Below are 14,202 nucleotides of genomic sequence, written 5' to 3'. Positions count from 1 at the left end.
GGAGCCATACAGAATGGCAGATAATGAGTTAGAGATTGTTGATCAGGGAGCCAAAAAGAAAAAGCTTATGATGCTTATTGCGCTCGTGGTGGTATTAGCGGGTGCCGGTGGCGGTTATTTTTTCTTTATGGGTTCAGATACACCCGCTGCCAGTACTGAAGTGACTGAAGAAGGTGGTGGAACTGCTGCCGACGGTACATCGGTGGTGCAGGGCACGGCGCTTTATGTGCAATTGCCGCGGTCATTTGTATTTAATGTAGCCGGTTTATCGCGAGATCGCTTAGTGCAAATCCGGGTGCAATTAATGGTGCGAGGCGAAGCAAACCAAGCGTTGGCGCTCAAGAATATTCCGTTAATTGAAAGCGCCTTATTAGCCACCTTTAGTGCTGCTAATGCTGACGAATTGATTTCAGCTACAGGCAAAGAAGAATTAAAAAATAAAGCGTTAATTGATTTACAAAACGCCATGCTGGATGTGGTGGGTTCTGTGGTAATAGCCGAAGTGCTATTTACCGGTTTTGTTATGCAATAAGAGTGAGCAACCGTGTCCGATTTATTGTCCCAAGATGAAATTGATGCGCTATTACATGGTGTCGATGACGTAGAAGAAGAAGATATCGAAGGGATTGAAGCCACAGAAGGGCGTCAATCTATTCAATTCGACTTCTCTTCGCAGGATCGTATCGTCCGTGGTCGGATGCCTACGCTTGAGATGGTAAACGAGCGTTTTGCTCGGCACATGCGCATTAGCTTGTTTAATATGATGCGCCGCACTGCCGAAGTATCGATTAACGGCGTGCAAATGATTAAATTCGGCGAATATGTGCACACACTATTTGTGCCAACCAGTTTAAACATGGTGCGTTTCCGTCCTTTAAAAGGTACGGGCCTGATTACCATGGAAGCAAGGCTAGTATTTATCTTGGTAGATAACTTCTTTGGTGGTGATGGCCGCTATCATGCCAAAATTGAAGGGCGTGAATTTACGCCTACCGAGCGTCGTATCATTCAAATGTTATTAAAACTCATTTTCGAAGATTATAAAGAAGCCTGGGCGCCAGTAATGGATGTGTCGTTTGAATATCTGGACTCGGAAGTAAACCCCGCCATGGCGAATATCGTCAGCCCCACTGAAGTCGTGGTGGTCAGCTCATTTCATATTGAATTAGATGGCGGCGGCGGTGATTTCCACGTTGCTCTGCCTTATTCGATGCTAGAACCGATACGTGAGTTGTTAGATGCCGGTGTGCAAAGCGATAAAGAAGACACCGATTTACGCTGGTCTAGAGCCTTGCGTGATGAAATTATGGACGTCAAAGTCGATCTCAGCACCAAAATGCTGGAAGTTGACTTAACGCTGCGGCAAATCATGGAATTAAAAGCGGGCGATATTATTCCGGTCGAAATGCCAGAGCATATTACCGTGCTGGTAGAAGATTTACCGACGTATCGTGCGAAGCTGGGGCGTTCTCGCGATAATGTCGCCTTGAAGATTTCCGAGAAGATTAAGCGACCTGAATCGGTGAAGTCTGAGCTACAAGTGTTCACCAAGGGTGGCCGTCGCTTAGACAATGATGCAGATATTTCAGAATTAGAGGCCGATTTATATATCGGTGAGCGGGAAAGAAGGTAACAACGATGGCTGAAGATCAAGACACAATGGACGAATGGGCAGCAGCGATGGCTGAGGCTGAAGGTGGTGATGCAAAAAAGGTCGATCTTGAAGAATTAAAAGACGATAAGGGCAATTCGCTAGATAAGCGTAAGCTCGATACTATTTTAGATATTCCCGTGACTATTTCGATGGAAGTAGGCCGCGCTAAAATCAGTATTCGTAATTTGCTGCAACTGAACCAAGGTTCGGTGGTGGAGCTCGAACGGATCGCCGGTGAGCCTTTAGATGTATTAGTCAATGGTACCCTGATTGCGCATGGTGAAGTGGTGGTGGTTAACGACAAATTTGGTATCCGATTAACGGATGTGATTAGCCAAATTGAGCGGATTAAGAAGTTACGTTAATGCGCAGTAGTAGCTTACTTTTCGCCTTAACCTGTTGCATGTGGCTGCCTCTGCAGGCATTAGCTACTGCGCCGCCTGCAACAGACTCACCGCAGCAGCGCGCTGCGGCCACGGTTGAGCCTGCGGTCAACAAGCCAGAGCTGGCTGAGCCGGTACCCGCTGAAGTAGTCACGGACGAGTCTAACCCCTTAGTAAAAGACACCAGCGCGCCATTAGCAGCACCAGCGGCTGACAATAACACAGCAAGCGATCGTACAGATCGGCTGAAAGCGGCCGAGAATAATAGTGCAGCAACACCCAGCTCGATGACCTTGATGAAAATCGTCATTTCTCTGGCGCTGGTGGTTGTTTTAGTGATTGGTTTGGGGTGGTTGGTTAAAAAACTGTCGTTACGCCTGCCAGGTACTAAACATATTAAAGTCATTTCATCTCTGCCATTAGGGCAGCGTGAACGTATCTTAGTTATTGAAATGCAAGGCAAACAACGTGTTATTGGCGTAACGCCACATAACATTAATTTGCTGTTTGAATTAGAAAATCCGCTTCCCGAAGAAAAGTTGGCATCAGACTTTCATACACAGTTGCAATCATTCCTGAAAAAATAGATTTTTCCATGTTGCGATTGTTGTTTCTGTTGTTATTAGCTCTGCTAAGTCCTGATCTGTTGGCCGATAATGGCAGTTTATCGGCACTGACTGTGACGACCAATTCTGATGGCTCACAATCTTACAGTGTCACGCTGCAAGTACTGGCCATCATGACCGCGCTCAGCTTTGTGCCGGCGATGGTGATCATGATGACCAGTTTTACTCGGATCATCGTGGTGCTGGCCATCCTGCGCCAAGCTATCGGTTTACAGCAAACTCCGTCTAACCAAGTACTTATTGGCATCACGCTGTTTTTAACGTTTTTTATCATGGCGCCGGTGTTTAAAAACATCAATGAGCAAGCCATCCAACCTTACCTTGCTGAAACCCTGGATCCGATGCAGGCACTTGATGCAGCCATTGTGCCTTTAAAAGCCTTTATGCTGCATCAAACGCGGGTTAAAGACTTGGATACCTTTGCGCAGATTGCGGGCTTAGATGTGGCTGTGCAGCCGCAAGATTATCCGATGACTATTGTTATCCCGGCTTTTGTCACCAGCGAATTAAAAACGGCGTTTCAAATAGGCTTTATGTTGTTTATCCCGTTCTTGATTATCGACCTTGTGGTAGCCAGCGTCTTGATGGCCATGGGTATGATGATGTTGTCACCCATGATTATTTCCTTACCCTTTAAGTTAATGATGTTTGTGCTGGTCGATGGCTGGATTTTAGTGATGGGCACCTTGGCCACCAGTTATGGAGTCGGCACATGAGTCCAGAGATCTTTGTTGATGTGTTGCGTGATTCATTATTTATCGTGATCTTACTGGTCAGCGCCATTATTTTGCCGTCATTGTTTGTCGGTTTAATTGTGGCAATCTTTCAAGCGGCGACCTCGATTAACGAACAAACGTTAAGCTTTTTACCGCGTTTAATTGTCACTTTATTAGCGCTGATGTTCGGCGGGCATTGGTTGGTTCGGGTGATCATGGAATATACCGTCGACTTATATCAAAGCATTCCAACGGTAGTGGGCTAATGGAAATTTTGATGGCAACGCTGTTACAGGCTATTGCTGATTTTCTGCTGCCGCTGTGTCGAGTGACCGGTATGTTGATGATTATGGCTGGCTTGGGCGTGCGCACTATCCCTACGCGGATCAAAACCGGTTTAGTGGTGATGATTACGCTAGTGATGATGCCAATGTTGCCAAAGACGGTTTACCCAGAGTTGATTTCTTTTGCCATGGTTTTAGAAGTGCTGTTGCAAATTACCATTGGCTTTGCCCTTGGTTTTATTTCGTTGATGTTTATTAATACCTTTGTGTTGGCAGGGCAATTACTGGCAGCGCAAACCGGTTTAGCCTTCGCATCAATGGCCGATCCGGCGAGCGGCATGACGGTTCCGGCTATCGGTCAGTTTTATCTGATTTTAGCCACCTTGTTGTTTTTTGTTTTCGATGGTCATTTGATTATGATCCAGATGCTAGTGTTTAGCTTCGATACTCTGCCGATTAACGGTCAATGGTGGGATGTAACGCACTACTGGACCATTATTGAGTTTGGCGGCTGGATGTTTGCCACTTCGCTAGCAATTGCCTTGGCACCGATTGTCGCTATGCTGGTGGTCAATTTATCGTTTGGCATCATGACTCGAGCTGCACCGCAGCTGAATATCTTCTCGATTGGTTTCCCTGTAACCATGCTGTCAGGCTTGCTGATTTTATGGTTAACACTCGATACCTTTTTATTCCATTACGATAAACAGTGGCAGCATGTAATTGATTACAGCTGTCGGCTGATCAGTTGCTAGGAGGCTGACATGGCAGAAGATTCCGGCGCAGAAAAAACCGAACAGCCCACGCCCAAGAAGCTGCAAGACGCAGCAGAAAAGGGCCAGATAGCCCGCTCAAAAGACCTTGGCACGGCTTTTGTACTCATTGGCAGCGCCGCAGCATTATTGGTGTTTGGCAAGATGCTAGCCATGGCAGTGCTCACCATTGGTCAGCGTATGTTGCGGCTCGATCAAAAGGATATTTTTGAAACGAATTCGATGTTTACTGCCTGGGGCGATGCGGGTGGCGAACTCATTATGCCTTTAATCGGCATATTTTCTCTCATCCTTATTGCCGCGTTTTTAGGTAATACCTTGTTAGGAGGCTTTAACCTGAGTTGGCAAGCTGCAGGCCCCAAAGCCAGTAAAATGGACCCAATGAAGGGGTTAGTGCGCATGTTCGGCTTACAAGCGCTGGTCGAGCTGGGTAAAAGTTTTTTAAAAGTAGCTGTGGTAGTCGGCGTTGCCTTTTTCTTATTAAAGCTGTTCTTTATGGATATTATGGCGCTGTCTTTGATGAGCGAACCGAATAATATTGAATCAGCGTTATATTTCTTAGGATGGTTGTTTTTAGGGCTTTGTGCCAGTACCTCGTTAATTGCTATCGTCGATGCCCCTTATCAAAAGTGGAATCATGTGCGGCAGTTAAAAATGTCGCTACAAGAAATTAAAGACGAGCATAAAAACTCGGAGGGTAGCCCAGAGATCAAGGCGCGGATACGTCGCACGCAAATGCAGATGTCGATGAAACGGATGATGCAGCAAGTCCCCACTGCGGATGTTATCGTCACCAACCCAACACATTATGCGGTGGCGTTAAAGTATGATCAAGGCAAGTTCCGCGCACCGGTGGTGGTGGCCAAGGGCGTCGATGATATCGCCATGCATATTCGAAAAATTGCCAATGGCCATAAAATCCCGGTGATTGAATCACCGGCGCTAGCCCGTTCGATTTATTACACGACTAAACTTGATCATCCGATCCCCGAACAATTATTCGCGGCCGTGGCGCAAGTGCTCGCTTATGTTTTCCAATTACGCTTGTATCGTAAAGGCAAAGGCAGTCGGCCGAAAAATCTCGCGAAAGAGCTACCCATCCCTGATGAATTTAAACACTAACCACGAATGAGCGCCGCGTGCCGATAAAGTGTCGGCACGGTTTTATCGCTCATTTAGCTGCTTTTCAATAACCTCACCTGATACTGGAACGTTTATTGCTTTAGCCTGTTGTTCCGTCATTAAATTGTCAGGTTATCCATGCAGTTGAGCCAGCTTTACAGTAAATTTGATCGATCCCAACTTCAACACCTTAAGGGGGTTGGCACGCCAGTCTTAATTTTGGCGGCATTGGCTATGGTGGTATTACCGCTGCCACCTTTTATGCTGGATGTCTTATTCTCTTTTAATATCGCGCTGGCGCTGGTGGTGTTGCTGGTCACCATCTATACCAAACGGCCGTTAGATTTCGGTATTTTTCCCAGTGTGATCTTGATTGCGACCATCCTACGTTTGGCACTTAATGTGGCCAGTACCCGTGTCGTGTTGCTGGAAGGTCATAATGGCGGCGATGCGGCCGGTAAAGTCATTGAAGCCTTCGGCTCGGTCGTTATCGGTGGTAACTATGCCGTGGGTATCGTGGTCTTCCTGATCCTAATTATCATCAACTTTGTGGTGGTGACTAAAGGTGCCGGTCGTATCGCAGAAGTGTCTGCACGTTTTACCTTAGATGCGATGCCTGGTAAGCAAATGGCTATTGATGCCGATTTAAATGCTGGTTTAATTACTCAAGAAGAGGCCAAAGCACGTCGCGAAGATGTGACTAATGAAGCCGACTTTTATGGCTCGATGGACGGTGCCAGTAAATTCGTAAAAGGCGATGCTATCGCCGGTATCGTTATTTTGGTGATCAACCTGATTGGTGGCTTGTTTATCGGCATGATGCAGCACGATCTGGGTTTTGGCGATGCGATGGAAATTTATACTTTACTAACCATAGGTGATGGTTTGGTTGCGCAGATCCCGGGTTTATTATTATCGATTGGTACTGCCATTATCGTCACCCGCCAAAACAAAGAAGGCGATCTGGGCAAGCAAATGACCAGTCAGTTGGGTGATAACACCCATGTGTTGTTTGTCGCCGCTGGCGTGATGACATTAATGGGCGTTGTGCCCGGCATGCCACACTTTTCATTCTTATCCTTAGCAGCGTTATTGGGCGGCGTAGCCTGGTATATCAAAAAACTGGCCAACGAAAAAGCGACAGCCTTGCAACCGCGCGCAGCTACGGCTGGCCAACCTAAGCCTGAATCACAAACTGTGAAAGAGATCGGTTGGGACGATGTGCATGGCGTTGATACCATTGGTTTAGAAGTGGGTTATCGTTTGATCCCGCTTGTAGATAAAGCCCAGGGCGGCGAGTTGTTAAATCGGATTAAAGGCGTACGTAAAAAGCTATCACAAGAGTTGGGCTTTTTGGTACCGCCAGTCCATATTCGCGACAACCTTGATTTAGAGCCGAACAGCTACCGGGTGGCCCTGATGGGCGTAACCAATGGTGAGGGGGAATTACGCCACGATAATGAGTTAGCCATTAACCCAGGCCAGGTGTTTGGTACGGTAAAAGGTATCGCCACTAAAGATCCGGCATTTGGCTTGGATGCGGTGTGGATCAGTAAAGATCAGCGTGAACATGCTCAAACACTAGGTTATACCGTGGTTGATGCGGCCACCGTTGTTGCTACGCATCTTAGTCAAATTTTAACTAATCATGCCGCCAGCTTATTAGGCCATGAAGAAGTTCAAAATTTGTTAGATATGCTGGCCAAGCACTCACCTAAGCTAGTGGAAGGCTTAGTCCCTGAAACACTGCCACTGACAACCGTAGTAAAAGTGCTGCAAAACTTATTACACGAGGGTGTGCCAATTCGTGATATGCGCACAATTGTACAAACTTTGGTGGAATATGGCGCGAAAAGTCAGGATGTTGATGTGTTAACTGCGGCTTGTCGTATTTCTTTACGTCGGCTTATTGTGCAAGAGGTGGTGGGCAGTAAACCTGAGATCCCGGTGATTACTTTTGCGCCTGAGCTTGAACAAATGTTGCATCAATCCATGCAGGCGGCGGGTAACGATGGCGCAGGTATTGAACCCGGATTAGCCGATCGCATTCAGCAGTCATTACAAGAAGCGCATCAGAACCAAGAGTTGACCGGTGAGAGCGCCATTATGCTGACGTCAGGAATTTTACGCTCAGTCATGGCACGATTCGTGAAATACACTATCCCAGGACTACGAGTGTTGTCATATCAAGAGATCCCCGATGACAAACAAATTCGAATCGTTAGTGTAATCGGTCAGCAGAATTAGGAGTAACTCATGAAAATTAAACGCTTTGTTGCCAAAGATATGCGCAGCGCCCTGGCAGAAGTCAAAGAGTTCCTCGGCGCCGATGCAATTATTTTATCTAATAAAAAAGTCGCTGGTGGTGTTGAAATTGTTGCGGCGATTGATGCAGAAGCCCCAGCAGCAACACCTCGCCAAGCCACGCCATCACAGGCTTCTAATACTGCAGAAACGGTAGCAAGTGCCAGTGCACGCGCCGAGCCTCGCTTTAGTGTCAGTGTTGATGACGAGCCAGAAGCGGATCCAGCAGATTCATTACGCGCCTTACTCGCCAGACAAATGATTAAGCAACAAGGTCGGGAGCCGCAAGCCCCCGCAGCGGCACTAACCAAGCAAAAGGTTGCTGAGCCCGCGTTACAAAAAGCCCCACAATTTGAACGTCAAAATTCTGGCAATACTCAAGCTCAGTCAGCACAATGGCAAGAAATTAGTCAAGCCCAGCAAGCCCAAGCACAATTAATGCAGCAACAGTTCGCCCAAATGCAAACTGAGATGCTGTCGATGCGCCAATTACTGCAGCATCAAGTCTCGGGTTTAATGTGGCAAGATTTAGCTCGGCGCGAGCCCGTGCGGGCACTTGTGATTGAGAATTTGCAACAAATGGGCTTGTCTGAGCAAATCGCTGATCAGTTAGCCTGTTTCATGCCAGATGATTTAAATGCCGCTGCTGCATGGGATACTGCGCTAGAATTACTCTCAGGGCAGTTAAATACCACTAACGATGATATTTTGCGTCGAGGTGGGGTTATTGCCTTAGTTGGCCCAACAGGAGTAGGCAAAACCACCACCGTAGCCAAACTTGCCGCGGGTTTTGCCAAACGACATGGTGTTGATCAAGTGGCTTTAATTACCACAGATTGTTTTCGGATCGGTGCTTTTGAACAACTGGCGACATTTGGCCGCATTATCGGTTGTCCCGTTAAACAGGCGAAAGATAGCGAAGAGCTGGCGATATTGTTGAATCAGCTACAACAGCGTAAACTGGTCTTAATTGATACAGCCGGCATGAGTCAACGTGATGTGCGTTTAGCCGAGAAACTTGCGTCATTGGTCCATAATTCTCGTGTTAAAATAAAAAGTTATCTGGTATTGTCAGCCACAGCTCAGGCGCGTGTGATGCAAGAAAGTGTGCAACAATTTAAACGCATTGGCTTATCAGGTTGTATTTTCACCAAATTGGATGAATGTTTAAGTTTAGGTGAAGTGATCAATGTGGCATTACAAAATGCCTTGCCGGTCAGTTACCTAACACATGGCCAACGTGTGCCAGAAGATATTCGGATTGCTGACGCGGCCGATTTAGTAAAAGAAGCGGAGCAGTTACGTCAACAACACAGTGATAACCGCCATCAATGGTATCAAGACGACACAACGCAGGTAGCAGCTGCCTATGCCTAAAGATGTATTAGCCGATGATCAAGCCAGTGGCCTTAGAAAAATGAAAAAACAGATGGTAAAAGTGATTTCCATAACCGGCGGTAAAGGTGGCGTGGGTAAAACCAACGTTACATTGAATCTGGCTATGGCGCTGGCCCAGCTGGGGAAAAAGGTTTTAGTACTTGATGCCGATCTCGGTTTAGCCAATTGCGACGTGATGTTGGGCTTGCGCGTCGATAAAAATTTATCCCATGTCCTTGCTGGATCGGCTACTTTAGACGATATTTTAGTAGAGGGGCCTTACGGTATTAAAATTGTGCCTGCCACCTCCGGTAGTCAAAATATGACGGAGCTTTCTCCGGTAGAACATGCTAGTTTAATTCGTGCCTTCAGTGAATTACACACACCTATTGATGTGTTACTAGTTGATACCGCCGCGGGTATCTCCGATATGGTGCTTAGTTTCTCTCGTGCCTCGCAAGATGTCTTAATGGTCGTATGTGATGAACCCTCTTCCATTACCGATGCTTATGCTTTAATGAAGATTTTAAGTCGCGACCATGGCGTCGATAAATTTAAAATTGTAGCGAATATGGTGCGCAGCCTAAAAGAAGGCCAAGAATTATTTGCTAAACTGACTCGTGTCACTGATCGATTTCTTGATGTCAGTTTAGAATTAGTGGCCACCGTGCCACAGGATGAAAACGTGCGCAAAGCTGCGCGCAAACAGAAAGCTTTTATTGAAGCCTTCCCAACAACACCGGCGAGTATGGCAATTAAAACCTTAGCGCTTAAAGCCGTGAAATGGCCGTTGCCAGGCAGTGCATCTGGGCATCTGGAGTTTTTTCTGGAGCAGTTAGTACAGCCACAGTCTGATTAGGGGGTTCTGTGAACAGTAAGCTTGCCGCTTATGGTGGCGTAGACCACATGCAACAGTTAGTGGAGCGACAAGCTCCGCTGGTCAAACGTATTGCCTATCACTTATTGGCCCGTTTGCCGGCCAGTGTGCAAGTCGATGACTTAATTCAATCTGGGATGATCGGTTTAATTGAAGCTGCGAAAAATTTCGATGGTAGCAAAGGCGCGAGTTTTGAAACCTTTGCAGGCATTCGTATTCGCGGCGCCATGCTAGACGAAATTCGTCGCGGCGATTGGACGCCGCGTTCAGTGCATCGTAATTCCCGTTTAATTGCCGACACCATCGCCGAGCTAGAAGCTGAGTTGGGCCGTGACGTTAAAGATTATGAAGTTGCAGAAAAACTTGCTATATCATTAGATGAATATCATCATATGATTAGTGATGTTAGCTCGGGTCGAATTATTGGTATTGAAGACCTTGGTATTTCTGAAGACGTGTTGGTGACTGCTGATGATAGCGATACCGATCAGTTATATCAGCATCAAGCTAACAGCGCCTTTAACGATGCACTTGCCAAAACCATCAGCAGTTTACCAGAGCGAGAAGCGTTAGTGCTGTCGCTTTATTATAATGAAGAACTAAACTTAAAAGAGATCGGGGCGGTGCTGGATGTTAGCGAGTCTCGTATCAGTCAGATTCATAGTCAGGCATTGGTGCGTTTAAAAGGCCGAATGCAGGCTTGGTTGTAATGCATCCATATTATCTGGATGACTTTCTCTTCGGAGGGGACTTTGAATAAAAATATGAAAATCCTTGTGGTAGATGACTTTTCTACTATGAGACGTATCATCAAAAATCTGTTGCGCGATCTAGGCTTTACGAATATTTCAGAAGCAGATGATGGCAGCACGGCTTTACCTATGTTACAAGGCGGAGATTTTGACTTCGTGGTCACAGATTGGAATATGCCGGGTATGCAAGGTATCGATTTGCTAAGAGCAATTCGAGCCGATGCTAAGCTGAAGCACATTCCGGTGATGATGGTAACGGCTGAAGCTAAAAAAGAACAAATCATCGCGGCAGCTCAAGCTGGCGTTAATGGTTACATCGTCAAACCTTTTACTGCTGCAACCTTACAGGAAAAGCTGGCGAAAGTATTTGAGCGGATCGGTTAAACCGTTTCTTGCCAAGGAGTAAAGCCATGCCTGTGACTAAGGTCCCATTAATTACGCTTGAACAAGCAAAAGAACTCGTTCAGCTACTGGAGATTGGTGAGCAAGAAGTTGCTAATCAACTGGTGCAACAGCTAGGTACGCCTGGCTCATCTGAGCTATTTGCTGAGGTCGGTAAAATTACCCGACAACTGCACGATTCCTTAAAAAACTTCCGAATTGATCCAGCTCTTAGCAATATATTGCAAGAAGATATTCCTGATGCGAAAAAGCGCTTAAACCATGTTATTGATATGACAGAGCAAGCCGCTAACCGTACCATGGATGCCGTAGAATCTTGTTTACCGATTGCCGATGAGATCACTAAACAACTTGGGCAATTAATGCCGCAATGGCAAAAGTTGATGCAGCGCGATTTGCCCTTAGCTGAATTTAAAGCGCTTTGTCATAATATTGATGGTTTTTTACAAAAAACCTCGAGCGAATCATTACGTCTAAACAGCTTGTTAACTGACGTTTTGATGGCGCAAGATTTTCAAGATCTTACTGGGCAAATTCTTCGCCGTGTGATTGAACTAGTACGAGAAGTCGAAGAAAGCCTTATCGGTCTTGTTACTGCTTTTGGTAAATCCAGTTCGCAATTTCTGGAACAACAACCCGCAAAAAGTAAAACTAAAACGTTGGTTGCTGCCGAAGGTCCGATTATTGATGCCGCTGAGCGTGCAGATGTAGTAAATGGTCAGGACGATGTCGACGACTTACTGTCTAGCTTAGGGTTTTAACTGAGGTGTCTGCAGATGAGCTTTGATATGGACGAGGATATTCTTCAGGATTTTCTGGTAGAAGCCGGTGAAATTTTGGAGTTGCTGCAAGAACAGTTAGTTGAGTTAGAAAATAACCCAGATGACGCGCCGCTACTTAATGCGATTTTCCGTGGTTTTCACACGGTGAAGGGCGGGGCGGGGTTTTTATCGCTAACCGAATTAGTTGACGTCTGCCATGGCGCGGAAAACGTATTTGATATTTTACGAACAGGCAAACGCTCGGTAACGCCAGAATTGATGGACGTGATCTTGCAAGCGCTCGATTCGGTCAACAGTATGTTTACCGAAGTCAAAGGTCGGCAACCGTTAACGCCAGCGGCGGCTGATTTATTAGCGGCACTCCATCACTACAGTGAACCTGCCGCTGCAGATCCGGTCGCTGAAGCGCCAGTAGTGTCAGCGCCGCCAGCCGCAACGGCTCAAGCGGCTGCAGAAATTGAAGATGCGGGTGATATCGACAGTATTTCTGAAGCAGAATTCGAGCGTATGCTTGATGAGCTGCATGGCAGCGGTGCCCTGGTCGTGATAGTGCGCCTACTGCGACAACGAGTGCTGATCTTGGCGCTGATATGTCTGATGACATTACCGATGACGAATTTGAAAACCTGTTAGACCAGTTACATGGTAAAGGCAGTTTTAACAGCGACACTCCAGCTAAAGCTCCTGCAGAAACTGAACCCGTCAAGCCAAAAGCTGCTGCGCCAAAAGATGACGAAATTACTGACGACGAATTTGAAGCCTTATTAGATCAATTGCATGGCAAAGGCAAAGCGCCAGTGACACCCCCGGCGGCTAAAGCTACGGAGCGTCCAGTTCCACCTGCACCGGTAACAACACCGCAAACGCCTGCCGCAACGGCTGCACCAGTTGTGGCAACGCCAGCGGATAAAGGCGCACCGCCGGCTGCAGCTGCAGCTGCCGCTGAAACAACGGTACGAGTCGATACTAAACGCCTAGATCAAATCATGAATATGGTTGGTGAGTTAGTGTTGGTGCGCAATCGTTTGGTAAGCTTATCCAGCTCAACGCAAAACGAAGAAATGACTAAGGCGATTGCCAACCTTGACGTGGTCACTGCGGATATTCAAGGTGCGGTGATGAAAACGCGCATGCAGCCCATTAAGAAGGTGTTTGGTCGTTTCCCTCGTGTGGTGCGTGATTTAGCACGCTCTTTGAAAAAAGATATCGATCTAATCCTTGAAGGTGAAGAAACCGATTTAGATAAAAACTTGGTGGAAGCCTTAGCCGATCCGTTAGTGCATTTGGTGCGCAACTCGGTTGACCACGGGATTGAAATGCCTGATGTCCGTGCAGCTGCAGGAAAGGCACGGACCGGTATTGTGAAATTAGCGGCTACCCAAGCTGGGGACCATATTCTGTTGACCATTCAAGATGATGGTGCCGGTATGGATCCAGAAAAACTCAAAGGTATTGCCATTAAACGCGGTGTTATTGATATCGACGCGGCCGCCAGAATGTCGGATACCGATGCCTTTAATTTGATTTTTGCACCTGGCTTTTCAACTAAAGAGCAGATTTCAGATATATCTGGTCGCGGTGTCGGCATGGATGTGGTGAAAACCAAGATCACTCAACTGAACGGTACCGTGCATATTAGTTCGAAATTGGGTGAAGGCACTACGCTAGAAATCAAGGTGCCGTTAACCTTAGCTATTTTGCCAACCTTAATGGTGGTGGTAGGTAAACAAACCTTCGCTTTACCTTTAGCCGGTGTCAATGAAATCTTTCATCTAGATCTAGCAAAAACGAATATTGTTGATGGCCAGTTAACCATCGTGGTGCGCAACAGAGCCATACCCTTGTTTTACCTCGAACATTGGTTGGTCAAAGGCTCTGATAAAAAGCTGCGCCGCGAACAAGGTCATGTTGTGATCGTGCAAATCGGCCAGCAGCAGGTAGGTTTTGTGGTTGATCAACTGATTGGCCAAGAAGAAGTGGTGATCAAAGCGCTTGATGCTTTATTACAAGGTACACCTGGCATGGCTGGTGCTACCATAACTTCTGATGGTGGTATCGCCTTGATTTTAGACGTGCCAAACCTGCTTAAGCATTATGCTAAAAAGTCAAAAATAAAATTCGAGCGCTTTAAAACGCTACGTGGTTAAGTG

At 46.6% G+C, this 14,202-nt stretch carries 14 protein-coding genes and 1 pseudogene; all 15 read left to right on the top strand.

The window, feature by feature from the left end:
* The first annotated feature begins 13 nt into the window (after nucleotides 1-13).
* The 15 genes and pseudogenes from fliL to ACUJFL_RS13190 all read left to right on the top strand — a co-directional run bounded on the left by fliL (nucleotide 14) and on the right by ACUJFL_RS13190 (nucleotide 14,199).
* Complete coding sequence (gene fliL, locus ACUJFL_RS13260) at nucleotides 14-532, top strand: flagellar basal body-associated protein FliL (protein ID WP_445427746.1); 519 nt, start codon at nucleotides 14-16, stop codon at nucleotides 530-532.
* A 12-nt stretch (nucleotides 533-544) separates the two neighbouring features.
* Nucleotides 545-1,633, top strand: coding sequence for a flagellar motor switch protein FliM (gene fliM / locus ACUJFL_RS13255; protein WP_306178082.1), 1,089 nt, complete (start codon nucleotides 545-547; stop codon nucleotides 1,631-1,633).
* A 5-nt stretch (nucleotides 1,634-1,638) separates the two neighbouring features.
* A complete protein-coding gene (gene fliN, locus ACUJFL_RS13250; protein ID WP_226751832.1) occupies nucleotides 1,639-2,019 on the top strand; it encodes a flagellar motor switch protein FliN in 381 nt (126 codons plus the stop codon).
* A complete protein-coding gene (gene fliO / locus ACUJFL_RS13245; RefSeq protein WP_445427745.1) occupies nucleotides 2,019-2,624 on the top strand; it encodes a flagellar biosynthetic protein FliO in 606 nt (201 codons plus the stop codon). The genes fliN and fliO overlap by 1 nt, the downstream gene beginning before the upstream one ends.
* Before the next feature lie 8 nt (nucleotides 2,625-2,632).
* Nucleotides 2,633-3,379 carry a flagellar type III secretion system pore protein FliP gene (gene fliP, locus ACUJFL_RS13240; protein ID WP_226751834.1) on the top strand — a complete coding sequence of 249 codons (747 nt, stop codon included), beginning with the start codon at nucleotides 2,633-2,635 and terminating at the stop codon, nucleotides 3,377-3,379.
* Nucleotides 3,376-3,645, top strand: a complete 270-nt coding sequence (fliQ, locus tag ACUJFL_RS13235; protein ID WP_226751835.1) for a flagellar biosynthesis protein FliQ — start codon at nucleotides 3,376-3,378, stop codon at nucleotides 3,643-3,645. The genes fliP and fliQ overlap by 4 nt, the downstream gene beginning before the upstream one ends.
* Nucleotides 3,645-4,418, top strand: a complete 774-nt coding sequence (gene fliR, locus ACUJFL_RS13230) for a flagellar biosynthetic protein FliR (RefSeq protein WP_445427744.1) — start codon at nucleotides 3,645-3,647, stop codon at nucleotides 4,416-4,418. The genes fliQ and fliR overlap by 1 nt, the downstream gene beginning before the upstream one ends.
* Before the next feature lie 9 nt (nucleotides 4,419-4,427).
* On the top strand, nucleotides 4,428-5,558 hold the full coding sequence (flhB, locus tag ACUJFL_RS13225) for a flagellar biosynthesis protein FlhB (RefSeq protein WP_445427743.1): 1,131 nt from the start codon (nucleotides 4,428-4,430) through the stop codon (nucleotides 5,556-5,558).
* Between the two features lie 138 nt (nucleotides 5,559-5,696).
* A complete protein-coding gene (flhA, locus tag ACUJFL_RS13220; RefSeq protein WP_445427742.1) occupies nucleotides 5,697-7,805 on the top strand; it encodes a flagellar biosynthesis protein FlhA in 2,109 nt (702 codons plus the stop codon).
* A gap of 9 nt (nucleotides 7,806-7,814) precedes the next feature.
* Nucleotides 7,815-9,239 (top strand): flagellar biosynthesis protein FlhF, encoded by a 1,425-nt coding sequence (gene flhF, locus ACUJFL_RS13215; protein WP_445427741.1) that lies wholly within the window; start codon nucleotides 7,815-7,817, stop codon nucleotides 9,237-9,239.
* Nucleotides 9,232-10,098 (top strand): MinD/ParA family protein, encoded by an 867-nt coding sequence (locus tag ACUJFL_RS13210; RefSeq protein WP_226751840.1) that lies wholly within the window; start codon nucleotides 9,232-9,234, stop codon nucleotides 10,096-10,098. The genes flhF and ACUJFL_RS13210 overlap by 8 nt, the downstream gene beginning before the upstream one ends.
* An 8-nt stretch (nucleotides 10,099-10,106) precedes the next feature.
* A complete protein-coding gene (locus tag ACUJFL_RS13205) occupies nucleotides 10,107-10,826 on the top strand; it encodes an RNA polymerase sigma factor FliA (protein ID WP_371930733.1) in 720 nt (239 codons plus the stop codon).
* 42 nt (nucleotides 10,827-10,868) lie between these two features.
* On the top strand, nucleotides 10,869-11,252 hold the full coding sequence (gene cheY, locus ACUJFL_RS13200; protein WP_226751841.1) for a chemotaxis response regulator CheY: 384 nt from the start codon (nucleotides 10,869-10,871) through the stop codon (nucleotides 11,250-11,252).
* 26 nt (nucleotides 11,253-11,278) lie between these two features.
* Nucleotides 11,279-12,031, top strand: coding sequence for a protein phosphatase CheZ (locus ACUJFL_RS13195; RefSeq protein WP_306178088.1), 753 nt, complete (start codon nucleotides 11,279-11,281; stop codon nucleotides 12,029-12,031).
* A gap of 15 nt (nucleotides 12,032-12,046) precedes the next feature.
* Nucleotides 12,047-14,199, top strand: a pseudogene (locus ACUJFL_RS13190) (chemotaxis protein CheA).
* Nucleotides 14,200-14,202: the final 3 nt, after the last annotated feature.

This window comes from Alishewanella sp. HL-SH05 (assembly GCF_052655985.1).
The sequence above is the reverse complement of the archived record's forward strand: the minus strand, read 5'-3'. Positions and strand labels throughout refer to the sequence as shown.

Coding starts and splice junctions, on each gene's coding strand:
- fliL (WP_445427746.1), top strand. CDS start 14: ATGGCAGATAATGAGTTAGAGATTGTTGATCAGGGAGCCAAAAAGAAA.
- fliN (WP_226751832.1), top strand. CDS start 1,639: ATGGCTGAAGATCAAGACACAATGGACGAATGGGCAGCAGCGATGGCT.
- fliO (WP_445427745.1), top strand. CDS start 2,019: ATGCGCAGTAGTAGCTTACTTTTCGCCTTAACCTGTTGCATGTGGCTG.
- fliP (WP_226751834.1), top strand. CDS start 2,633: ATGTTGCGATTGTTGTTTCTGTTGTTATTAGCTCTGCTAAGTCCTGAT.
- fliQ (WP_226751835.1), top strand. CDS start 3,376: ATGAGTCCAGAGATCTTTGTTGATGTGTTGCGTGATTCATTATTTATC.
- fliR (WP_445427744.1), top strand. CDS start 3,645: ATGGAAATTTTGATGGCAACGCTGTTACAGGCTATTGCTGATTTTCTG.
- flhB (WP_445427743.1), top strand. CDS start 4,428: ATGGCAGAAGATTCCGGCGCAGAAAAAACCGAACAGCCCACGCCCAAG.
- flhA (WP_445427742.1), top strand. CDS start 5,697: ATGCAGTTGAGCCAGCTTTACAGTAAATTTGATCGATCCCAACTTCAA.
- flhF (WP_445427741.1), top strand. CDS start 7,815: ATGAAAATTAAACGCTTTGTTGCCAAAGATATGCGCAGCGCCCTGGCA.
- ACUJFL_RS13210 (WP_226751840.1), top strand. CDS start 9,232: ATGCCTAAAGATGTATTAGCCGATGATCAAGCCAGTGGCCTTAGAAAA.
- ACUJFL_RS13195 (WP_306178088.1), top strand. CDS start 11,279: ATGCCTGTGACTAAGGTCCCATTAATTACGCTTGAACAAGCAAAAGAA.